Consider the following 20,211-nt stretch of genomic DNA (forward strand, 5'->3'; position numbering starts at 1 on the left):
GCGACGTCACCGGCCCCCGCTCCCGATTACCACGGAGCGGGGGCCGGTGTCGTCGGCTCAGTTGCCCTGGGCCAGCACCAGAATCGTGGTGGTGCCGTGGGCGATCAGCTTGCCCGCCGCATCGGTGATGCGGCCTTCGGCGGTCGCGGTCCGCCTGCCGACGTGCACGGCGGTGGCGTCGCAGGTGAGCCTGCTGCCGTCGAGGGTCACCGCGCGGATGAAGTTCACCTTCAGCTCGAGCGTGGTGTAGGCGACGCCGTCACCGAGTTCGGTGAACACCGCGCTGCCCATGGCGGTGTCCATCAGCGTGGCCAGCACGCCGCCGTGCACCGTGAACATCGCGTTGATGGTCGCCGGATTCGGGTCCAGGTAGTACCGGGTACGGCCCTTCGACGCGCTCTCCAGCCGAATTCCCAGCGAATCGCCGACGCCCAGTTTCTCCTGCAGCCCGCGCTCGAATACCGCGGTCAATTCGGCGACCCGCCGTTCGGCGGTCGCGTCGATTTCGGTGGTGGTCATGGTTTTCCTCCCTGCGGACGATTCGTCCGCCATTCGATCAGCGCCCGGTGAATTCCGTCTTGCCACACGACATTCCATTTCGAGCTCCGATCGGCTGATCGGGATCACGCGCGGCCGATGCGCCGTCGCCCGGCCGCGCGTACCGTCGGGCAGATGGCCGACACCACCGCTGCCGCCCGCGTCGAGTCCATCGAGGCCGACTTCTTCGCCGACCCGCACGCGTACTACCGGCGCTGGCGCGCCGACGGCCCGGTCCATCGGGTCCGCTTCCCCGACGACGTCGTGCGCTGGGTGGTGATCGGCTACGCCGAGGCCCGGGTGGCCCTGGCCGATCCGCGGTTGCGCAAGGACATCGCCCACATCGACGGGATCGTGCACGCCAAGCGGGGGTCGACCCCGAGCGATCCGAATGTGGTGGCGCTGCTGAGCCACATGCTGAGCACCGATCCGCCCGCGCACACGCGGCTGCGCAAACTGGTCAACAAGGCGTTCACCGCCAAGCGGGTCGCCGCGCTGCGGCCGCGGATCGAGCAGATCACCGCGTCGCTGCTGGACGCGATGGCCGAGCGCGACCAGGTCGATCTGATGGACGAGTTCGCCAATCCGCTGCCGGTCACGGTGATCTGCGAGCTGCTCGGTGTCCCCTACGCCGACCGCGACGACTTCCAGACCTGGACCAGGGCGCTGGTCACCGTCGCCGGTGAAGGCGAGGACGACGAACGCCCGGCGGCCTCGGCGGCGATGGTCGCCTACCTGGCGAACCTGGTGCGCGCCAAGCAGACCGAGCCCGCCGACGACCTGCTCTCGCAGCTGGTTCTGGCCGACGACGACGGCGACCGCCTCACCGATCGCGAACTGGTGTCGATGGCGTTCCTGCTGCTGGTCGCCGGACACGAGACCACCGTCAATCTCATCGGCAACGGCGTCAACGCCCTGCTGCGCCGCCCCGAGCAGTGGCGGGCCCTGTGCGCCGACCCGGCGGGGGTGCCCGCCGCGATCGAGGAGTTCCTGCGCTTCGACGGCCCGGTCGACATGGCCACCGTCCGCTACACCGCCGAACCGATCACCCTGGGCGGCACCGAGATTCCGGCCGGCGAACTCGTCTATGTGGCGCTGGCCGCCGCCAACCGCGACCCCGCCCGCTTCGCCGACGCCGACACCCTCGCCGTCGACGGCCAACCCACCGGCCACCTGGCCTTCGGCCACGGCATCCACTTCTGCGTCGGCGCGCCCCTGGCCCGCCTCGAGGCCGAGATCGCCTACACCGCCCTGCTCCGCCGCTTCCCCGACCTGCGCCTGGCCGATGCCACCGCCACCGGCCACTGGCAGACCAGCACCCTCATCCGCGGCCTCCTCGCACTCCCCGTCCGCGTGCGCTGAACCACCGCCCCGGTCAGAACAGGCTGGTCTGGGCCGGTGCGGTCACGGCGGTGATGGTGGGGTCGAGTTCGATGCGGCGGCCGATGAGCCGGGAGTCGTTGACCAGGACCAGCTCGCCGTCCCCCGCGTCGTCGGCGCAGGCGATGGTGTGGCCGTGGGCGGTGACGGCGTCGAGGACGTATTCGCCGGAGTCCTCGGTGAACTCCACGGCGTCCGCGTAGCGCCCGCGCGCGAGGATCGTGGCGTAGAAGTCCCGGCCGCCGGACCACGCGGTGTCGGTGCGGGTGATGTCGTCGGGCAGGGTGCTCGCCGCGTGCGCGGCCGCGTCGGCGACGGCGGCTTCCAGCGCCGACCACGGGCGCAGCGGCTTGGTGAGGATGCGGGTCTTGGTGACGCCGGCGACCGCCTGCCGCAGCCCCGCCCGCTCCGAGACGACCCGCTCCAGCTCGCGCACGTGCAGGCCGTCCGGGGAGTCGGTGATGAAGCGGGCCACCAGCGCGCCCTGCTCGAACAGCCGCCGCTGGCGCCGCACCGCCGACGCGGTCCCGACCTTGGTCATCCCGTCACCGAAGTAGGCGATGTAGAGGTGATGGGGTTGCGCGACATATCCGCGCACCTGCTCGGGCAGCGCCGTGAGCGGCCCCCGATGACTGTGCACCACCGACCAGCCCTCGGTGATCCGGCACTGCGCACACTGCTTGCCGCTGTCCACCCGAGCCCGGCCAGGACACGCCTGCCGCCCCCGGCGCCCGGCGCCGAACCCGTGGTATCCGAGACAGAACCGACCGCCGCCGGTGAGCCGGAAGGCCAACCGGGTCCCGATCCCGGGCAGCAGTTCGGTGCCGCCGTCCTCGCGGATCAGCTCGTAGAACCACCGGCCCTGTTCGTCCCAGTGCGTCCCGCAGTACAGGGCGGTCGAGGTCGCGGTCACCGGTCGAATCTACTGAACGCGCGGAGCGTTCCGACGACCGGACGACAAACGCGGGATCGGCCGAGGACGTGAACTCAGAGGTCGAGGACCAGCACGTCGGAGGCGGCGCGGGAGACGCACAGCATCATCGTCTTGCCGCTCTCGCGTTCTTCGGCCGTGAGCAGGGAGTCGCGGTGCTCCACCGCGCCGTCGAGGACGGGGGTCTCGCAGCTGCCGCAGGTTCCTTCGCGGCACGAGGTGATGACCGCGACGCCCGCCGATTCCAAGACGTCGACGATGGAGCGGTCGGCGGCGACCCGCAGCGTCCGCCCGGATTGCGCCAGCTGGATCTCGAAGGCCCGATCGGCACCGGTCGACTCGAGCTGCCGGGCGACGAAGCGTTCCGTCCGTACCGTGACGCTCTGTCGTTGTCCCTCGGCCTCGACCGCCGCGAGCAGCGGCTCCGGACCGCAGCAGTACACGGTCGCGCCGGGCCGCTCGGCCACGATGTCGGCCACCGGCAGCAGGCCGGACTCGTCCTGGGGCAGCAGCCGCACCGCCGGATACCGCGCGGTGAGCGCCTCGGCGAAGGCCATGTGGGTGCGCGAGCGCGCGCCGTAGTGCAGCGTCCAGCGCGCACCGGCACGCTCGGCGGCGGCGATCATCGGCAGGATCGGGGTGATCCCGATACCACCGGCCACGAAGGTGTACTCGGCGGACTCCGCCAGCTCGAAGTTGTTGCGGGGCAGCGAGACCGACAGGGTGGTGCCGGGCAGCGCCGTCCGGAACAGATGCGCCGAACCGCCGCGGCCGTTCGGTTCGTGCAGGATCGCGATCCGCCACCGGTCCCGCTCGGCCGGGTCGCCGCACAGCGAGTACTGGCGGACACCGGCCGCCCCCGCCGCCACGTCGATGTGCGCGCCCGGCGCCCACGCGGGCAGTTCCCCGCCGTCGACCGCGGCCAGCACCAGGGCGAATACCGCGTCGGCTTCGTCGGTGCGCTCGATCACCCGCACGCTCACGTCGGTCATGGCCATCCCCTCGCCCGCATGGTTGTCGAGTCTCACCGTGCGCGAGATCCGGCACGGTCGCCCGAGCGGCGCGGCGAGTCGATTGGACCGATCGACATTCACTATCGCCCCGCCGCCGCACCGGGGGGCCGCCCGACACTGACGGCATGACTCCAGTGGCGGAACTGGTCGCCAAGACCAGGCAGTTCGTGCAAGACCACGTCATCCCGGTGGAACGCGAGGTCGTGGTCGGTGGCCGGGTCACCGACGACGCCCTGCGCCTCGACCTGCAGAAGAAGGCCAAGGAGGCCGGTGTCTTCGGCCCGCTCTCCGATCCCGCCTACGGCGGCCTCGGCCTGGACACCAGGGCCCAGGCCGAGGTGCTCGAGGCGGCGGGCGCCAGCCTGCTCGGCCCGCTCGCGGTCAACGCCTGGGCGCCCGACGACGGCAATATCCACCTGCTCGCCGAGGTCGCGAATCCCGAGCAGCGCGAACGGTATCTGGCCCCGCTGGCCTCCGGCGAGGTCCGCTCCGCGATCGCCATGACCGAACCCGCGCCCGGCGCCGGCTCGGACCCGCGCATGCTGGCCACCGTCGCCGAGGAGACCGATTCCGGCTGGGTCATCAACGGCCGCAAGCACTTCACCACCGGCGCGCAGGGCGCGGCGTTCACCATCTGTGTCGCTTCCACCACCGACGGCCCGACCATGTTCCTGGTCGACCAGGACAATCCCGGCCTGAAGGTCGGCCGCCGGATGCCCACGCTGGACCACACCAGCGCGCCGGGCGGGCACTGCGAGATCGAGTTCGCCGACTGCGAGGTCCCCGAGTCCGCGATCCTGGGCGCGGTGGGCCGCGGCCTCGACCTGGCCGCGGTCCGGCTGGCGCCCTCGCGGCTGGTGTTCTGCATGAACTGGCTCGGCCTTGCCGTGCGCGCCCAGCAGCTCACCGCCGAGCACATCAGCGGCCGGTACTCGTTCGGGGTGCCGATCGCCGACCACGGTCTGGCCCAGGGCCTCATCGCCGACAACGAGATCGACATCGCCGCCTCCCGCAGCCTGATCCGGTCCACCGCCGCCACCATCGACGAGCACGGCGCCGCCTCCGGCCAGGCCCGGCACGAGGCCTCGATCACCAAGACCTTCGTCTCCGAGGCGGTCTGGCGGGTGCTCGACCGCGCGGTGCAGCTGCACGGCGGTCTCGGTGTCTGCGAGGACCACCTGGTGGCCCGATTCCTGGTGGAAGCCAGGGCCTTCCGCATCTACGAGGGTCCGTCGGAGGTGCTGCGCGGGTCGATCGCGCGGCGCGTCCTGCGCGGACCGCGCTGAGAGGACATCCCCATGACCACCCGCAGCATCGCCGGATTCGGCGCCGCCTACCCCGCCCTCGACTTCGACGCCGTCGACTACGACTACCTGCGCGACGCCTCGCAGGCCCTGGTGCCGTTCGGCGCGCACGTCGGCACCAGGATCACCGAGATCTCCCCCGCCCGGTCGGTCGTCGAGATCCCGGCCGAACCGGTGATGTGCAACCACATGGGCACCGTGCACGCAGGCGCGCTGTTCACCGCCGCCGACATCGCGGGCGCCGCGGCCTTCGTCGGCGCGGCGGCGCACCGGCTGTTCACCGTCGACCGGCTGGTCCTGCGCGGCGGCACCGCCGCCTACCGCAAGCCCGCCCGTGGCCGCATCCGCGCCGTCGCCACCGTCGACGCCGACGGCCTGGCCGCGGTCCTGGCCGCGACCGAGTCCACCCGGTTCGAGCTGTCCGGCCGCGCCGAGCTGCTCGACGACAACGACGTGCTCACCGCCGAATTCACCTTCGACTACGTGTGCGATGTGCGCATCGCCGGAACGGACGCGTCATGACGACGACCACGCCCGACGCCACCACGATCGAGACCGCCGACGGTGTCCGCTTCACCGTGCGCTGGCTGGCCGCCGACGACCCCACCGCCCCGGTGGTGCTGATCCTGCCCGCCATGGCGATGAAGGCGCGCAACTACCAGTCGCTGGCCAAGGCACTGCACGCCACCGGCCTCTCGGTGGCGACCTGCGATCTGCGCGCGCACGGCGAGGCCGAGCCCGCGCTCGGTGAGCACACCGACTTCGGCTACCGCGAGATGCTCGAAATCGACCTGCCCGCCATCGTTTCCGCGGTCAACGGACGGTTCCCGCAGGCGCCGCTGCATCTGTTCGGGCACAGCCTGGGCGGTCAGCTCGCGCTGCTGTTCGCCGCCGCCGAACCCGAGCGCGTCGCCGGGGTCACCGTGATCGGCACCGGCACCGTGTTCTGGTGGGCGTTCGGCCCGCGCCGCTGGTTCGAGGCGCTGAGCCAGATCCAGTGGATCGGCCTGGTCTCGCGGGTCAAGGGGCACTGGCCCGGTGGCGTGCTGATCCCGGCGCCGATGCCGGGCGGGGTGATGGTCGACTGGTCGATCCACTCGCTCACCAGCTACTACCGCCCCAGCGGCAGCAAGCGCCGCTACAACACGCTGCTGGCGAACATGACCCTGCCGGTGCTGGCGATCTCGCTGTCGCAGGACGTGCTCGGCCCCAAGTCCAATGTCGACTTCCTGGTCTCACGGATGCCGTCCGCCGCGGTCACCCAGTGGCACCTCGACGAGAACTCCGCGGTCGCGCACCTGGACCACTTCACCTGGCTCAAGGACGCGCCCGCGATCGCGGCCGGCGTGTCGCAGTGGATCACCGCCGGCACCGCGCCGGCCTGAAGGAGAGACGTGGCACGACTGCAGATCGAAGCGGTGTCGAAGAAGTTCGATACCGACTACGCGGTGCGCGAGGTGAGCCTCGACATCGCCGACGGTGAATTCATGGTCCTGCTCGGCCCCAGCGGCTGCGGCAAGTCCACCCTGCTGCGGATGATCGCCGGGCTGGAGGAGCCGAGCGAGGGCCGGATCCTGGTCGGCGGCAACGATGTCACCGACGCGGTACCGCAGCGTCGCGACCTGGCGATGGTGTTCCAGAGCTACGCGCTCTACCCGCACCTGTCGGTGGCCAAGAACATCGGGTTCCCGCTGCGGGCCCGGCGCACGCCGCGCGCCGAGATCGCCCAGCGGGTCGCCGAGGTGTCGGCCACCCTGGAACTGTCCGCGCTGCTCGACCGCAAGCCGGTCGCACTCTCCGGCGGCCAGCGCCAGCGCGTCGCGCTGGCCCGCGCCATGGTCCGCGACCCCGGTGCGTTCCTGATGGACGAACCGCTGTCGAACCTGGACGCCAAGCTGCGCAGCGCGACCCGCGCCGAACTCATCGCCCTGCACCAGCGACTGGGCGCGACGTTCCTCTACGTCACCCACGACCAGGTCGAGGCGATGACGATGGCCTCGCGCATCGCGCTGCTCAACGAGGGCCGGGTCGAACAGTGCGGCACCCCCGCCGAGCTCTACGACCAGCCCCGCTCCACCTTCGTCGCCGGGTTCCTCGGCTCACCACCGATGAACCTGTTCCCCGCGGTCGTCTCATCGCGCGGCGGTGCCCTGCGGGTGACGGCCGACGGTGTCGACGCCGCGCTCGGCATCACCGACGAACTCGACACCGCCACCGCCGTGATCGCCGGCATCCGCCCCGAGCGCCTGCGCATCGACGCCACGGCGGGCGCCGTGCGCGGCCGGGTGCGGATGGTCGAGAACCTCGGCAGCGAGGAGCTGGTGCACCTCGACGCGGGCACGACAAGCCTGTGCGTGCGCGCGCCGCGCCCGGCCGGGGTGCACGTCGGCGAGGACATCGCCGTGCGGGTCGACCCCGCCGACATCCACCTGTTCGATCCCGACACCGGCCTGCGCCTGACCTGGCGAGCGCCGCAATCGGAGTCGATCCCCAGCCAGGACGCGGCTGCCGTGCCCGTCCCCTGATTCACCGCACGAACCGTTGATGAGGAGAACCACCATGAAACGCACCCTGCCCATCCTGGGCGTGGTGTTCACCACCGCCGTCGCCCTGAGCGGCTGCGGTCTGGGCGGCACCGTGTCCTCGGACACCACGACGACCGCGCAGATTCCGGAGCTGACGCCCGACCAGCAGGTCTCGATCGTGTTCGAGTCCTACAACTACGGGCTCGCCGGCGCCTGGACCGACACGTTCAACGCGCTGATCGCCGATTTCGGCAAGAAGTACCCCAACATCAAGGTCACCGCGCAGAAGCCGCAGGGCAACAGCCCGAACCCGGCCACCGACACCATCTCCAGCATCCAGAACCAGATGGTCGCGGGCACCCCGCCCGACGTGGCCCAGCTCGGCTTCTCCGACCTGGACTTCACCGTGCACCAGCTGCAGGCCAAGCCGCTCGACACCCTGGTCGGCAAGCAGGAGGTGGCCCGCAACTTCGACGGCAAGCACGCCTACGCCCCGCGCGCCCGCGTCCTCGACGACTGGGACGGCCACACCTACGGCGTGCCCTTCGTCTTCTCCACCCCCGTGCTGTACCTGAACGCGTCGCTGTTCACCGAGGCCGGGCTGGATCCGGCCAAGCCGCCCGCCACCTGGGCCGACGTCGCGACCGCGTCGAAGCAGATCGTCGACCGCACCGGCAAGGGCGGCGTGTACATCGACTGCCTCACCAAGACCGCCAAGGACTGGTGCTTCCAGTCGCTGGTGCGGTCCAACGGCGGCCGGGTCATCTCCGAGGATCGCCGCACCCTCACCTACGCGGCCGCCCCGGTCGTCGAGGTGACCAAGATGGCGCAGGACCTGGTGACCACGGGCAGCATGCCCAAGCTGAACCAGAAGCAGGGCTACGAGGCCTTCGCGCGCGGCGAGATCGGCATGATCCTCGAGACCAGCGCCATCCAGGGCACCTTCGTCACCGGCGCCAAGGACAAGTGGGACCTGCAGTCGGCGCCGATGCCGTCCTTCGCGGGCAAGCCCACCGTGCCCACGAATTCCGGTGCGGGCCTGCACATCCTGTCCAACGATCCGGCCAAGCAGCGCGCCTCCTGGGAGCTGATCAAGTTCCTCACCAGCGAGGAGTCCTACATCAAGATCTCGCAGAACATCGGCTACCTGCCGCTGCGCACCGGGCTGCTCGACCAGCCCGACGGCCTGAAGGACTGGGCCGCCAAGAACCCGCTGCTGAAGCCGAATGTCGCCCAGCTGGGCACCATGGAGCCCTGGGTCTCCATGCCCGGCAACAACTACCTGCAGATGCGCGACGGCATGATGGATGCCGTCGAGGCCGTCGTGTTCCAGGGCAAGGACCCCCAGTCCACGCTGACCGCTGCGCAGGCAGAGGGCACCAAACTCCTGCCGGTCGCATGAGAGGTCAACGGCCGAAGGCGGCAGCGCAGCGTAACCACGCAGGCCGTCCGAGCATGCGAATGGATGCAGCATGAGCGATCTGACCATCGTCCAGCTCACCGATACCCACCTGCGCCCGGCCGGTGAGCTCGTCCACGGTGTCGTCGACACCGACGCGAACCTCTCCCGGGTGCTCACCCACCTGCGCGAGGCCGGGCAGCACGTCGACGCCCTGGTGCTCTCGGGTGACCTGTCCGACAACGGGTCACCCGAGGCGTACCGGCGGCTGCGGGCGGCCGTCGAGCCGGTCGCGGCCGAGATCGGCGCCGAGATCGTGTATGTCATGGGCAATCACGACGAACGCGCCGCCTTCGGCGAGGAGCTGCTGGATCTGGCTCCCGGCTCGGTGGACACCTCGCTGCCGCACGATCGCACCGTCGAGGTCGCCGGCCTGCGCATCATCGCGCTGGACAGCACCACGCCGATGCGGCACGAGGGCAGGCTCGAACTCGAGCAGCTGGCCTGGCTGAGTGTGCAGCTGCGCACGCCCGCCCCGCGGGGCACCGTGCTGGTGCTGCACCATCCGCCGCTGCCCTCCCCCGTCGCCACCGCCGACTTCCTCAAGCTCGAGGACGCCGACCGGCTGGCGGAGGTGCTCGCGGGGTCCGATGTCCGGATGATCCTGTGCGGGCACAACCATCTGACGGCCGCCGCGTCGGTCGCGGGGATTCCGGTGTGGATCGGGCCCGCGCTGTCGTACCGGATCGATCCGATGCCCCCGGCGGGCAGGCACCGCGGGTTCACCGGATTCGGCTACAGCCGGATCGATGTGGTCGGCTCGACGGTGCTGGCCACCGCGATCGAGGCGACCCCGGCCACCGCGGTCTACGACCGGCCGGAGGCCGAGGTGCTCGAGCAGCTCGCGGCGATCGCCGCGCGGACGCGGTGACATGTTCGTCATCGACGACAGGCAGGACCCGGCGCAGGCGGCGATCATCGCCCCTGCGGCGGGTCCGCGCCGGTTCACCCGGCGCAAGGCGCTGCGCCTGATCGCGCCGTACCTGTATCTGGCGCCCGCGGTGGTGCTGCTGGTGGTGTTCACCTACCAGCCGCTGGTGCAGGCGGTGCAGCTGTCCACGGTGTCGTGGAACCTGCTGCCGACCGCCCCGATGAAGGCGGTCGGCACCGCCAATTACTCCCGGCTGCTGGATCTTCCGGCGTTCTGGGGCTCGCTGGGCCGGACCGCGACGCTGATCCTGGGCCTGCTGCCGTTCACGGTGGTGCTGCCGGTACTGATCGCGCTGGCCAGCCGGAAGGTGCAGGGCCGGGCCCGCACCGTCTATCAAGCGCTGGTCTTCGCGCCGTTCCTGGTCGCGCCGGTCGCGGCGGCGGCGGTGTGGCGCTGGCTGCTGCATCCCGGGTCCGGATTCGTCGACCAGCTGGTCGATTCCGGCCGCAACTGGGTCTACGACGCGTCCACCGCGCAGGCGGTGATCGTGCTGATCACCGGCTGGCAGCTGCTCGGTTTCGCGGTGCTGGTGGTGTGGGCCGGTCTGGCAGGCATCAGCGGCGACTACAGCGAGGCCGCGCAGGTCGACGGCGCGACGCCGGGACAGATCCGGCGCTGGATCACCCTGCCGCTGCTGTCGCCGACGCTGCTGTTCCTGGTGCTCACGACCGTGCTGCTCAGCCCGACGCTGTCGTTCCCGCTCATCGACTCGATGACCCAGGGCGGGCCGTCGCAGGCCACGACCAACATCTACTACCTGCTCTGGGACTACGCGTTCCACAGCTTCGACGCCGGCCTGAGCGCGGCGGCGGGTGTGCTGTTGTTCGTCGGGTTCGGCGCACTGGCGGCCGTGCTGGTCTGGATCTCGGAAAAGGTTGCCGTTCATGATGATTGATCGTCTCCGCCAGGCGGGCAGCCACCTGCTGCTCGCCGGGACGGCGCTGGTGTGCGTGTTCCCCATCTACTGGTTGTTCGCCACCGCGCTGCGCAGGCCGCAGGACGTCACCTCGCTGTCGCCGCTGCCGTGGCCGCTGTCGATCGACAACTATCTCGACGCGGCGCACAAGGTCGATGTCACCGGACTGATCGTCAACACGTTCGTGGTGGCGATCCTGTCCGCGGCGGGCCAGCTGCTGATCGCGCTGCTGGCGTCCTACGCGTTCGCGATGTACACCTTCCCGCTGCAGCGGCTGATGTACCTGGCGTTCGTGGGCGTCTGGCTGGTGCCGTTCCAGGTCACCATGCTGCCCAACTACATCCTGCTCAACCGGTTGGGGCTGATCAACACGTTGATCGGCTGTGTGCTGCCGACGCTGTGCTCGGCGCTGGCGGTCCTGCTGTTGCGCCAGCACATGAACGCGTTCCCGAAGGAGCTCGTCGCCGCCGCCAAGATCGACGGCCGGTCCTCCTGGGCGATCCTGTGGACGGTGGTGGTGCCGAATCTGCGTCCTGCCCTCGCCGCGCTGGGCATCCTGCTGTTCATCAACGCCTGGAACGAGTACTTCTGGCCCGCGGTCGTGCTGCGTCAGTCCAACGATGTGCTCCAGCTCGGTCTGCGCAGTTTCATGGGCACCGAGGGCGACCAGTGGGGGCCGATGATGGCGCTGGCGAGCCTGGCGTGCCTGCCGGTTCTGCTGCTGTACCTGGTGTTGCAGCGCCACATCGTCAACGCCTTCGTCCGGTCGGGTCTCAAGTGAGTCGGCGGAAGGGCGCGATCAGCTGGTCGAGGTAGCCGACCGGATAGTCGGGATGCGCCGCCATGCCGAGCTGTTCGGAGGTGAACCGGCGCTGCGGATCGTAGCTGTAGGTGCGCAGCAGGTGGTCCCAGAGCAGGGTGAACAGGCCGAAGTTGACGTCGCCGACCCCGGCCCATTTGAGGTGATGGAAGCGGTGTCCCTCGTTGAGGGCGAGCACGTATTTCAGCGGCCCGACGCGGTAGTCGGCGTTGGAGTGCTGCAGCAGCAGCTGGACGGCCACGGCCAGGGCCAGTGCGGCGGCGACGTCGACCGGCAGGCCGAGCAGGATCAGCGGGGCCACGCCGGCGGCCATCTCGGCGGTCTGGTGCAGCGGGTGCTTCATCAGGCCGTTGAGCCCGTAGAATCGGGTGACGCTGTGGTGCACGGCGTGGAAGCGCCACAGCACCCCGATCTTGTGACTGGCCAGGTGCACCAGGGTGATTCCCGCGTCCGCGATCAGGACGGCGAGGACCACCTGGAGCACGAACGGCCAACTACCCGGCCATACCCCCGGCGCGGGCACGATCGCGGCGAGCAGCGGGATCACCGCGACGCTCACCAGGATCAGCGTCTCGTTCACCACCGCGTGCACCCGGTCGCGGACGCTATCGGCCTTGGTCCCGTTCCAGTCCGGTTCGTACGGGATCACCCGTTCGACCACGAACGAGGTCGCGATCGCCACCGCGAGCACGAGCAGCAGCCAGGGCTTCGGGGCGTGGGCGGCGGCGAGGGCGATGCCGATGCCGTTGAGCCCCACCAGCATCCACGGGACGTATCCGTAGCGGGCGAGGCGGCGCACAGTGAGCTTCATGCCCTCAGCCTGGGCGCCGGTCCCCCGTCGGCGCTTGAACGATTCGGCTGCCGCCGAGCTCCCGGACCAGCGCGCCGGTCAGGGCCGACGGCGGCAGGCCGAAGATCTCCCGGCAGGTGCGGGTGAGGTGCGCGCTGTCGGCGAAACCGGTCGCGTGCGCGATCGTGGTCAGATCCTGCCCGGCCCGCGCGAGCTCGGCGGCGTCCATCAGCCGCAGCCACAGGATGTAGCGGCGCAGCGGCAGCCCGACCTGGGCGGTGAACAGGTGGGTGAGCCGGCTCGCCGACAGGCCGACGACGGCGGCGACCTCCCCGGTGCGCACCGGTCCGCGCGCCACCATCGCGGGCAGCGCGGCCACCGCGGCCACGACCGCCGGATGCCGCGGGCGGGCGGCGCCACCGCCCGCCGCCGCGAAGGTGGTCAGCAGGTCGTCGACGAAGGCCGCCGTCGAGGCGATCCGCCGGGCGGGGTCGCGCAGGGCGGGGCCGCCGCACCAGCCCGAGGTCGCGACCCGCAGCACCGCCCCGCGACCGGCCGGGGAATCGGGGTCGAGGAACACGACGATCCCGGTCGCACCGCCGGTGTCGATGCGGTGCTCGGTGTCGGGCGGGATCACGATCTCGGCCCCGGTGTGGGCCCGGCCGTCGCCGTCGACCACGGTCACCGGCGCGTCGGCGACGACGATCTGCACGGCGTGATGGGCGTGGCTCCGCGTCCCGCCGATCGTGCCGGTGAAGGCGAGCACGCCGGGACGGAGCACCGCCCCGGCACCGTGCCAGGCCACCTCGCTCCCGGCACCGGGCACCCGTGGTGTCACTGCCGGTAGGTCGCCAGGAAGCGGCCGATGCGCTCGATGATGGCCTCGAGCTCGTCGGCGTGCGGCAGGGTGACGATGCGGAAGTGGTCGGGACGCGGCCAGTTGAAGCCGGTGCCCTGGACGATGTGCAGCTTCTCCTGCAGCAGCAGATCGAGGACGAACTTCTCGTCGTCGTGGATGCGGTACATGTCCAGGTCGATACGCGGGAAGGCGTAGAGCGCGCCCTTCGGCTTCACGCACGAGACACCGGGGATGGCGTTGAGGGCTTCCCAGGCGCGGTCGCGCTGCTCGCGCAGGCGCCCGCCGGGCAGGGTGAGGTCGTAGATGCTCTGATGCCCGCCGAGCGCGGCCTGGATCGCCTGCTGCGCGGGCACATTCGCACACAGCCGCAGTCCGGCGAGCATGGTCAGGCCCTCGAGATAGCTCGCGGCGTGCTGGGTGGGCCCGGAGACCACCAGCCAGCCCGAACGCAGGCCGGCGGCGCGGTAGTTCTTCGACAGGCCCGAGAAGGTCAGGCACAACAGGTCGGGGGCGAGCGAGGCGACAGCGGTGTGCTCGAGATCGTCGTAGTAGATCTTGTCGTAGATCTCGTCGGCGAACACGACCAGGTTGTGCCTGCGGGCGATCTCGAGGATCTCGCGCAGTACCTCCGGCGGATATACCGCGCCGGTGGGGTTGTTCGGGTTGATCAGCACGATGGCGCGGGTGCGGTCGGTGATCTTGGCGGTGATGTCGGCCAGGTCGGGGTACCAGTCGGCGCCCTCGTCGCACAGGTAGTGCACCGGGGTGCCGCCGTTGAGGGCGGTCGCGGCGGTCCACAGCGGGAAGTCCGGGGCGGGGACCAGGACCTCGTCGCCGTTCTCGAGCAGCGCGGTCATCGCCATCATGATCAGCTCGGAGACACCGTTGCCGAGGAAGACCTCCTCGACGCTCACGTCGTCGACGCCCAGGGTCTGGTAGTACTGCACCACCGCGCGCCGGGCCGAGAGCAGGCCCTTCGACGAGCTGTAGCCGGTGGAGGTGGGCAGCGTCCGGACCATGTCCTGCAACAGGTCCGGGGGCGCGTCGAAGCCGAAGAGCAGCGGGTTGCCGGTGTTGAGCTTGACGACGTGATGCCCCTCGGCCTCGAGCCGAGCCGCCTCCTCGGCGACCGGGCCGCGGATCTCGTACGACACTCCCGACAGCTTGCTGGACTGTTTGACCTGCATGAACATCCCTCCGAGGCGTGGTTGCCGCACACACTACTTGGTATTTCCAAGATTTCACTTGGTTTTTCCAAGCCCATGGTTAAGGTAGTACATGTGCCACGCCGAAGCTACGCCCACTACTGTTCGGTCAGCCGCGCCCTGGATCTCGTCGGCGACCGCTGGACCCTGCTCGTGGTCCGCGAACTGACCGCGGGCCCGCGCCGCTACAGCGATCTGCTCGCCGATCTCCCCGGGATCAGCACCGACATGCTGGCCACCCGGCTCAAGGACCTGGAGCGCGACGGCATCCTCGTCCATCATCGCAACGGGATGCGGTCCAGCTACGAGCTGACCGACTCGGGCCGCGCCCTGCGCCCGGTCCTCGACGCCCTGTCCGCCTGGGGCGCTCCCCTGCTCGGCGATCGCGCCCCGACCGATGCCGTACGCGCGCACTGGCTGGCGCTGCCGCTGGGCCACGCCGTCGCCGAGCTCGTCCCCGCGGGCACAGTCACCGTGCACATCGGCGAGACCGTGCTGCACTACGTGATCACCGCCGAGGGCGTCACCCACCACGACGGTCCCGCGTCGGCCCCGGACCACGAACTGCGGCTGGAGCTGGCCGAGGCCACCGAGATCGCCACCGGCGCCCGCTCACTGACCGGCTGACGGCGGTTCCGGTCAGTCCCCGGCGACCGAGAGTTCGGCGCAGGTCGCCGCATCCGGTGCGGTCTCGGCCAGGAAGACGGTCTGCGCGGTCATCCGGAACCCGGACATCCGCTCTCGGAAGACCTCGATGGACTCCTCCGGGTGCACCGAGTCGATCACCGCGTGCGGCCCGAAGGCGTTGAACTGGTGGCTCACTCCGCGCGGGATCTGCATGTCCACGAACGAGCACGGCGGCACGACGAGGTTGTAGCGGGTCCGGTGCTGCCCCGGCGGCAGGTCGGGCAGGTCGTCGGTGAACTGGTCGGGCCGGAACGGGGTCACGCCCTCGACGTGGGTGACCTCGAACGGGGACAAGCTGCTGACCCGGATGTGGGTGCCGGGTCCGGTCATCATCCGCACGAAGCGCAGGCCGGTGTGCAGGTGCATCCGCGAGCAGATCCCCCGCTCGGTGACGTCGTAGAAGTCCATCAGGTACCGGTCGGCGAAGAAGCCGTCGAAGGGCTTCTCGATCATGTAGACGTCGCCCTCCTCGAAGGTCTGCGCGCGGACGATGCCGTCGGCGTCCGGCGTGGTCGCGGCGTGGACGGTCTTGGCCGTGCGGACGATCTCGGCGAAGGTCCGCACCACCACCAGCGCGACCTCGGCGGGCAGACTCGCCACCGGGGTCACCGTGTTGCGGCCCGCGTCGGCGAAGTTCGCCACGTCGTGGATCTCGTTCTCGTCGTCCGCGGCGTGCTTGATCCTCGGTGCGGCCATACGGTGGTGACTCCTCGCGCTCAGGTGACCTCGAAGGCACGCAACCACAGTTCCAGCGAGAGCACCAACCACAATTTGCCGCCCTGGCGGGGCAGCAGCGCGCCGTCGCCGCGCAACCAGGCGCGGATGGTGTCCTCGCGGAAGAGCCCGCGCGCCCGAGCGGACCGGCCGAGCAGCAGCTCGTGCCCGAGATCGCGCAGCGGACCGGCCAGCCACTGCTGCACCGGTACCCGCATGCCGCTCTTGGGCCGGTCGACGATGGTGGCGGGCAGCAGGTCCCGGACGGCTTCCTTGAGAATCCATTTCTCGGTGGCGCCGGCGAGTTTGAGCCGCGGCGGCACCCGGAAGGCGTGGTCGACGACGGCGCGGTCGAACAGCGGCGCCCTGCCCTCCACGCCCGCCGCGGCGGTGAGCCGTTCGACCTTGGTGAGGATGTGGTGAGCGCCCTTGGTGCGCAGGTTCGTGTGCAGCAGCTGATTGAGCAGGCTCGTCATCGGCCCCGGGGTGAGCAGGGGCGTGAGCAGGTCGGTGAGCGGCGGGGCGCCGTCGAGTGCGGCGAGCGCGTCACGGCTGAGCAGGACCGGCAGGTCACCGAGACATTTGCGGTAGCTGTCGAGGTAGGCGGCGGCGCGGGCCACCGGGTCCGGATCGTCGCGGGTGAGTTCGAAGATCAGCATCGGCAGGTTCTTGGGACCGCCGAAGACCGGGTCGCCACCCTCGCCGTTGAGGACCACGCGCGCGCCGTCGGCCGCGGCGGCCTCGGCCAGCAGCAGATTGGGGACGGTCAGCGGATCGCCGACGGGACAGTCGAGCAGGGCCACGGTGTCGGCGAGGCGGGCCGCGACGGTCTCCCCCGGCACGGTCAGCACCCGGTGCTCGGTGTGACAGTGCGCGGCGACCAGGCCGGAGTAGGCGAGTTCGTTGGGCGTGGTCCCGGTGAAGGCGATGGAGTAGGTCCGGACCGGGTGGTCGTGGCGCTTGGCGGCCAGCGCGGTGACCAGGCTGCTGTCGATTCCGCCGGAGAGCAGCACGCCGACCGGCTCACCCGCGGGCAGCCGCCGCGCGGTCGCGTCGTCGAGCAGGGCGCGCAGGGCCAGCGCATGCTCGGCGGCGGGCAGGTCGTCGACGGATTCGGCTGGCTCCCAGTAGGTTTCCTCGACCGAAGTGCCATCGGGGCGTAACCGGAGGCAGCGGCCGGGCAGCGCCTCGTGCACGTCGCGGAAGAAGGTGTCGCGGCCGGGCAGGTAGGCGAAGGTGAGGAAGGAACGCACGGCGGGCAGGTGCAGTCCGGTGCGCAACGCGGGCCAGTTCGCCACCGCGCGAATAGATCCCGAGGCCGCCCACGCGTCGCCGGCGCGGGCGTAGAACAGGGTGCGGGTGCCCACGTGGTCGCGGACCAGGACCAGGTCGGGGCCGTCGGTGATCGCCAGCGCGAACATGCCGTCCGCCCTGGCGATGCCCGCGGTGCCGAACTTCGCGTAGAGGCATAGCAGCAGGTCGCCGTCGGCGCAGTCCGGTCGCGGCGCGTCGGCACCGAGCGCGGTGCGCAGCGCCCGCGCGTTGAACAGGGTGACCGCGCCGACAGCCTGGTACTCCTCCGCGGTGAAATGCTCTGCCGCCGCAGAGGATCCGGTGAGCAGGCCGAGGGCGCTCCCGGTGCCCACCGCGACCGGGTCGCCGCCGACGGCGCGGACGGCACCGGCCGGGTCGGCGGGGGTCAGGAAGGCGCACCAGCGCGACATCAGTACTCCCTCATCCGAAGTCGCCGCCGTCGTCGCCGGAGTCGTCGCTCCAGGTGCCGTAGTCGTCGGAACCGCCGCCGCCGGAATCGCTCGACGAGGACGCCGCCGCCTGCCTGCGCAGTTCCTCTTCCTCGGCCGCGGAGAGGAACTCGGGCGGCATCACCAGCGCGCCAAGCAGCGCGCCACCGGCGACCGCGGCGAGGATGGTGCCGACCCGGCCGCCGAAGGAGGAGCGGTTCACGGTGAGGACGCCGTCGCCCCACAGGGTGCGGCCGTAGCCGGATTCCCGGCCGTAGAGCACCCGGCCGTCGGCGTAGGTCCGCTTCACCAGGGTGCGCCCCAGCGGTTCGTCGCGGCCGGAGCCACCGCGGTCGTCCCGCCACGATACGAAACCCGCTCCGCGCGTGCGCCATTCGCGGTGACCGTCGGAGTAGTGCCGGTGCACGGTGCCGTCGGCGAGGAGTTCATCGGTGTAGGTGACGTGCTGTCGCACCGACATGGTCCGGTCCTTTCATGCGGTGGGCCAGGTGAGGAAACCGGTGGTGCGCAGGCGACGCCACTGCGTCGCGGTGTCGGGAATCCGCACCTCACGGACCAGACGGTGCACGGTGCGCAGCAGGGCGGCGGGTCGCACCGCCGCGAGCTCGACGCCGCGGCCGTGGCGCAGCCAGTCCTGTTCCCACGGATCGACCACGGCGTCGATGGTGCGGGGCGCGGGTGCCGACCGGTGGGTGGCGTGCAGGGTGCCCGCCTGCCGGGGACGCAATCCCAGGGGAACCACCCGGACGCCGTCCGGGATCGGTGTCAGCGCGCGCACGCGATCGGGAAAGGTCAGTCCGTGCGGGGTCGCGTCGTGGAGCAGGAACACCGCCGACCGCTCGACCAACGTCAGCATGCCCGCCACACGCGGGTCCAGCGGCAGTTCGTCGGCGCCGACCACCGGGCAGGCGGATTCCATCGGAATGCCGTTGACGCGCAACATCTGGGCGATCTCGGTCGATTCGCACACCAGGAGCCGGGGCAGGCCGTAGTCGAACAGGTCCGGTTCCGTCGTGTGCCGACCGGCGGGCCGGGTCCGGGGCGGTTCGGGTGCGAGCAGGCCGGGTACCGGACCGTGCGCGGCCAGCGCGGCGCGAAAGTCCGGATAGCGCACGGGAGCCGGGACGGTGAAGGCGGGGCGGCGGAGCCCGCGCGGCAGCGGCAGCAGGACGCGGCAGACCTCGTAGTAGAGCTGACGCTCGGTGAATCGCAGGTCGCCGGGCGCACCGGCCCGTCGCACCGCGATCCGCACCGCCCGGCGCAGGACCGCCGAGGTCACCGGGTCGGCCACGTCAGGAACCCCACCGCCGCGGCGCGCCGCCGATCCGGATCCAGCGCCCGCTCGACCCGATCCACCGCCCTGCCCAGCGCCGCGAGGAGGGCGGCGGGTGGCACCGACGCCAGCGGCGTCTGCCAGCCGTCGGCCAGCCAGGCGCGTTCCTCCGCCGTCAGTCGCTCGCCGCCGATCCGGGCCAGGTCGTCGGCGGTGGGCCTGCCCTCGCGCAACCGGATCGCCTTCGCCTTGCCGAGCACCGCGCGCGGCGCGAGCCCGACCGGGACCACCCGGGCGCCGAGCGCGGCGCGCGCGGCGGCGACGTAGGTGATGCCGGGGACGCTGGCGTCGTGCAGGACCAGCACGGGGACACCCGGCGGCAGTTGATCGATCCGGCCGACCGGCGCCATACCCCAGAGTCCGGTGACATTGTTGGCCGAAAGACAGGTCAGCACAGTGCTGTCCGGGCACAGCACCGCGAACCGCGGGCGGGCGGGCAAGGGCGGCAGCGGGGTCCGGCCATCGACCGAACCCGCGGGCGGCGCACCGTAGACCTGGATCCACCGGGCGACCACGAACTGCTCGAATCGGGCGTAGGTGACCGGCATCGGCACCAGGGTGGTCGCCAGATACCGGGGCCGCAGCGCGGTCAGCAGGACGTTCACCCCCACCAGCGCGGCCACGCCCGCGCCGAGCGCGAGGGCCCAGTAGACGAGCCCGGTGACTGCCAGCGCGAAGATCACGATGCCGAGCGCGATCGAGACTCCCATCCGAATGCCGAAGAACGTCTCCCCCGGGTCGCGGAGGCGTCCCCGCGCCGCGGCGTACCAGAGTTGCGGCAGCGTGTAGCGCAGATTCCGGCCGTCCCCGAGCCGGTCGATCAGCCTGCGCATCCGGAGGTCGTGCAGCCGGAACGGGCTCTCCTTCGGTTCGAGCGCGAACAGCCGCCCGCATTTCGCGCAGGTACGCTTTCCGCGTTCGCGGTGCAGCACGTTCTTGCCGCAGTGCGGGCAGATCATCGCGCGTCGACCTGTCCGCCGCATGGCCGCGCGGCCCGCTCGATCCTCACAGGTACGGCATACCGGATCCACCGGAATTCCGCGA

Annotated in this window: 21 protein-coding genes; 10 read left to right on the top strand and 11 right to left on the bottom strand. The window is 71.0% G+C overall.

Annotated elements, in window-relative coordinates; genetic code table 11:
• Positions 1-57 precede the first annotated feature (57 nt).
• Positions 58-519 (bottom strand): PaaI family thioesterase, encoded by a 462-nt coding sequence (locus tag ACFVW6_RS33365; protein WP_355275778.1) that lies wholly within the window; start codon positions 517-519, stop codon positions 58-60.
• Between the two features lie 153 nt (positions 520-672).
• Here ACFVW6_RS33365 and ACFVW6_RS33370 point away from each other — a divergent pair, with 153 nt between their 5' ends.
• Positions 673-1,899: a cytochrome P450 gene (locus ACFVW6_RS33370; protein WP_378830275.1), complete on the top strand. Its 1,227-nt coding sequence runs from the start codon at positions 673-675 to the stop codon at positions 1,897-1,899.
• Positions 1,900-1,912: 13 nt separating this feature from the next.
• Here ACFVW6_RS33370 and ACFVW6_RS33375 read toward each other — a convergent pair whose 3' ends face one another.
• Positions 1,913-2,830: a hypothetical protein gene (locus tag ACFVW6_RS33375; RefSeq protein WP_378830273.1), complete on the bottom strand. Its 918-nt coding sequence runs from the start codon at positions 2,828-2,830 to the stop codon at positions 1,913-1,915.
• Positions 2,831-2,904: 74 nt separating this feature from the next.
• Positions 2,905-3,846 carry a PDR/VanB family oxidoreductase gene (locus tag ACFVW6_RS33380; protein ID WP_378830518.1) on the bottom strand — a complete coding sequence of 314 codons (942 nt, stop codon included), beginning with the start codon at positions 3,844-3,846 and terminating at the stop codon, positions 2,905-2,907.
• Positions 3,847-3,986: 140 nt separating this feature from the next.
• Here ACFVW6_RS33380 and ACFVW6_RS33385 point away from each other — a divergent pair, with 140 nt between their 5' ends.
• The 8 genes from ACFVW6_RS33385 to ACFVW6_RS33420 all read left to right on the top strand — a co-directional run bounded on the left by ACFVW6_RS33385 (position 3,987) and on the right by ACFVW6_RS33420 (position 11,777).
• Positions 3,987-5,147: an acyl-CoA dehydrogenase family protein gene (locus ACFVW6_RS33385; RefSeq protein ID WP_378830272.1), complete on the top strand. Its 1,161-nt coding sequence runs from the start codon at positions 3,987-3,989 to the stop codon at positions 5,145-5,147.
• 12 nt (positions 5,148-5,159) lie between these two features.
• The gene (locus tag ACFVW6_RS33390; RefSeq protein WP_355275787.1) at positions 5,160-5,687 is read left to right on the top strand and encodes a YiiD C-terminal domain-containing protein; all 528 of its coding nucleotides are present in this window, start codon (positions 5,160-5,162) and stop codon (positions 5,685-5,687) included.
• The gene (locus ACFVW6_RS33395; protein ID WP_378830271.1) at positions 5,684-6,550 is read left to right on the top strand and encodes an alpha/beta fold hydrolase; all 867 of its coding nucleotides are present in this window, start codon (positions 5,684-5,686) and stop codon (positions 6,548-6,550) included. Before ACFVW6_RS33390 ends, ACFVW6_RS33395 begins: the two co-directional genes overlap by 4 nt.
• Before the next feature lie 9 nt (positions 6,551-6,559).
• Positions 6,560-7,690 carry an ABC transporter ATP-binding protein gene (locus ACFVW6_RS33400; protein WP_378830270.1) on the top strand — a complete coding sequence of 377 codons (1,131 nt, stop codon included), beginning with the start codon at positions 6,560-6,562 and terminating at the stop codon, positions 7,688-7,690.
• Positions 7,691-7,724: 34 nt separating this feature from the next.
• Positions 7,725-9,092, top strand: coding sequence for an ABC transporter substrate-binding protein (locus tag ACFVW6_RS33405; protein ID WP_378830268.1), 1,368 nt, complete (start codon positions 7,725-7,727; stop codon positions 9,090-9,092).
• 70 nt (positions 9,093-9,162) lie between these two features.
• Positions 9,163-10,020 (top strand): metallophosphoesterase, encoded by an 858-nt coding sequence (locus tag ACFVW6_RS33410; protein WP_378830266.1) that lies wholly within the window; start codon positions 9,163-9,165, stop codon positions 10,018-10,020.
• A gap of 1 nt (position 10,021) precedes the next feature.
• Positions 10,022-10,975: a sugar ABC transporter permease gene (locus ACFVW6_RS33415; RefSeq protein WP_355275796.1), complete on the top strand. Its 954-nt coding sequence runs from the start codon at positions 10,022-10,024 to the stop codon at positions 10,973-10,975.
• Positions 10,965-11,777: a carbohydrate ABC transporter permease gene (locus ACFVW6_RS33420; protein ID WP_355275798.1), complete on the top strand. Its 813-nt coding sequence runs from the start codon at positions 10,965-10,967 to the stop codon at positions 11,775-11,777. Before ACFVW6_RS33415 ends, ACFVW6_RS33420 begins: the two co-directional genes overlap by 11 nt.
• Here the strand turns inward: ACFVW6_RS33420 and ACFVW6_RS33425 are convergent.
• From ACFVW6_RS33425 to ACFVW6_RS33435, 3 genes are read right to left on the bottom strand one after another with little or no spacing between them, the layout of a single operon-like run.
• Positions 11,770-12,627, bottom strand: a complete 858-nt coding sequence (locus tag ACFVW6_RS33425) for a sterol desaturase family protein (RefSeq protein WP_378830265.1) — start codon at positions 12,625-12,627, stop codon at positions 11,770-11,772. The genes ACFVW6_RS33420 and ACFVW6_RS33425 overlap by 8 nt on opposite strands.
• Positions 12,628-12,631: 4 nt before the next feature.
• On the bottom strand, positions 12,632-13,411 hold the full coding sequence (locus tag ACFVW6_RS33430) for a helix-turn-helix transcriptional regulator (protein WP_378830263.1): 780 nt from the start codon (positions 13,409-13,411) through the stop codon (positions 12,632-12,634).
• Between the two features lie 29 nt (positions 13,412-13,440).
• A complete protein-coding gene (locus ACFVW6_RS33435) occupies positions 13,441-14,652 on the bottom strand; it encodes a pyridoxal phosphate-dependent aminotransferase (protein ID WP_355275804.1) in 1,212 nt (403 codons plus the stop codon).
• 93 nt (positions 14,653-14,745) lie between these two features.
• On the opposite strand from ACFVW6_RS33435, the gene ACFVW6_RS33440 reads away from it, so the two are divergent.
• On the top strand, positions 14,746-15,297 hold the full coding sequence (locus ACFVW6_RS33440) for a winged helix-turn-helix transcriptional regulator (protein WP_378830262.1): 552 nt from the start codon (positions 14,746-14,748) through the stop codon (positions 15,295-15,297).
• A 12-nt stretch (positions 15,298-15,309) separates the two neighbouring features.
• Here ACFVW6_RS33440 and ACFVW6_RS33445 read toward each other — a convergent pair whose 3' ends face one another.
• From ACFVW6_RS33445 to ACFVW6_RS33465, 5 genes are read right to left on the bottom strand one after another with little or no spacing between them, the layout of a single operon-like run.
• On the bottom strand, positions 15,310-16,053 hold the full coding sequence (locus ACFVW6_RS33445) for a hypothetical protein (RefSeq protein ID WP_355275808.1): 744 nt from the start codon (positions 16,051-16,053) through the stop codon (positions 15,310-15,312).
• A 20-nt stretch (positions 16,054-16,073) separates the two neighbouring features.
• Positions 16,074-17,795 (bottom strand): asparagine synthetase B family protein, encoded by a 1,722-nt coding sequence (locus ACFVW6_RS33450; RefSeq protein ID WP_378830260.1) that lies wholly within the window; start codon positions 17,793-17,795, stop codon positions 16,074-16,076.
• Positions 17,796-17,805: 10 nt separating this feature from the next.
• Positions 17,806-18,294, bottom strand: coding sequence for a hypothetical protein (locus ACFVW6_RS33455; RefSeq protein ID WP_365013461.1), 489 nt, complete (start codon positions 18,292-18,294; stop codon positions 17,806-17,808).
• A gap of 12 nt (positions 18,295-18,306) precedes the next feature.
• Positions 18,307-19,125, bottom strand: coding sequence for a hypothetical protein (locus ACFVW6_RS33460; RefSeq protein ID WP_378830258.1), 819 nt, complete (start codon positions 19,123-19,125; stop codon positions 18,307-18,309).
• Positions 19,110-20,126: a hypothetical protein gene (locus ACFVW6_RS33465; RefSeq protein ID WP_378830257.1), complete on the bottom strand. Its 1,017-nt coding sequence runs from the start codon at positions 20,124-20,126 to the stop codon at positions 19,110-19,112. The genes ACFVW6_RS33460 and ACFVW6_RS33465 overlap by 16 nt, the downstream gene beginning before the upstream one ends.
• Positions 20,127-20,211: the final 85 nt, after the last annotated feature.

The organism is Nocardia sp. NPDC058244, assembly GCF_042882065.1.
Lineage (GTDB): Bacteria > Actinomycetota > Actinomycetes > Mycobacteriales > Mycobacteriaceae > Nocardia.

Bases quoted from the DNA above. Each gene is read 5' to 3' on its own strand.
- ACFVW6_RS33365 (WP_355275778.1), bottom strand. From the start codon at position 519: ATGACCACCACCGAAATCGACGCGACCGCCGAACGGCGGGTCGCCGAA.
- ACFVW6_RS33370 (WP_378830275.1), top strand. From the start codon at position 673: ATGGCCGACACCACCGCTGCCGCCCGCGTCGAGTCCATCGAGGCCGAC.
- ACFVW6_RS33380 (WP_378830518.1), bottom strand. From the start codon at position 3,846: ATGGCCATGACCGACGTGAGCGTGCGGGTGATCGAGCGCACCGACGAA.
- ACFVW6_RS33385 (WP_378830272.1), top strand. From the start codon at position 3,987: ATGACTCCAGTGGCGGAACTGGTCGCCAAGACCAGGCAGTTCGTGCAA.
- ACFVW6_RS33390 (WP_355275787.1), top strand. From the start codon at position 5,160: ATGACCACCCGCAGCATCGCCGGATTCGGCGCCGCCTACCCCGCCCTC.
- ACFVW6_RS33395 (WP_378830271.1), top strand. From the start codon at position 5,684: ATGACGACGACCACGCCCGACGCCACCACGATCGAGACCGCCGACGGT.
- ACFVW6_RS33405 (WP_378830268.1), top strand. From the start codon at position 7,725: ATGAAACGCACCCTGCCCATCCTGGGCGTGGTGTTCACCACCGCCGTC.
- ACFVW6_RS33410 (WP_378830266.1), top strand. From the start codon at position 9,163: ATGAGCGATCTGACCATCGTCCAGCTCACCGATACCCACCTGCGCCCG.
- ACFVW6_RS33415 (WP_355275796.1), top strand. From the start codon at position 10,022: ATGTTCGTCATCGACGACAGGCAGGACCCGGCGCAGGCGGCGATCATC.
- ACFVW6_RS33420 (WP_355275798.1), top strand. From the start codon at position 10,965: ATGATGATTGATCGTCTCCGCCAGGCGGGCAGCCACCTGCTGCTCGCC.
- ACFVW6_RS33425 (WP_378830265.1), bottom strand. From the start codon at position 12,627: ATGAAGCTCACTGTGCGCCGCCTCGCCCGCTACGGATACGTCCCGTGG.
- ACFVW6_RS33435 (WP_355275804.1), bottom strand. From the start codon at position 14,652: ATGCAGGTCAAACAGTCCAGCAAGCTGTCGGGAGTGTCGTACGAGATC.
- ACFVW6_RS33445 (WP_355275808.1), bottom strand. From the start codon at position 16,053: ATGGCCGCACCGAGGATCAAGCACGCCGCGGACGACGAGAACGAGATC.
- ACFVW6_RS33450 (WP_378830260.1), bottom strand. From the start codon at position 17,795: ATGTCGCGCTGGTGCGCCTTCCTGACCCCCGCCGACCCGGCCGGTGCC.
- ACFVW6_RS33455 (WP_365013461.1), bottom strand. From the start codon at position 18,294: ATGTCGGTGCGACAGCACGTCACCTACACCGATGAACTCCTCGCCGAC.
- ACFVW6_RS33465 (WP_378830257.1), bottom strand. From the start codon at position 20,126: ATGATCTGCCCGCACTGCGGCAAGAACGTGCTGCACCGCGAACGCGGA.